The sequence below is a fragment of the Streptomyces sp. CO7 genome (assembly GCF_053474865.1).
Map to the genome: position 1 here is coordinate 1 of NZ_JBRIOU010000143.1, position 403 is coordinate 403.

At 43.9% G+C, this 403-nt stretch carries 1 protein-coding gene; it reads left to right on the top strand.

From position 1 onward, the window contains the following. The coding region (locus ACOV8S_RS31490; RefSeq protein WP_448321886.1) for a substrate-binding domain-containing protein at positions 1-403 on the top strand (403 nt) is incomplete at both ends.

Consider the following 403-nt stretch of genomic DNA (forward strand, 5'->3'; position numbering starts at 1 on the left):
GAAGGAGCGAATAGCGAGTCGCGCCTTCAGGCTTATCAAGAAATGATGAAATCGCTCGGGCAGGAGATTGATGAAGAATGGATCATCGAAGGGAAACTAACACTTTTTGATGGAAAACAATTATTTACAGAGTGGCAGGAGATGAAGAATCGCCCCACAGCATTATTCATCACAAATGATGACGTATCAGCAGGCTTTTTATTAGAGGCGCAGCGTCATCATATAAAAGCAGAAGAAACTCCAGCCATACTGAGCTTTCAATTTAACCAATTAAGTGAGGCTTTGGGGATTTCCAGCATTGATATTCCGCTGAAACGAATGGGTCAGGAAGCGTTTGACTTGTTCGATCGAGCCATAAAGGGAGAGGTGCCAGAGAAAAGAATGCTGCCATTTCACCTGAACG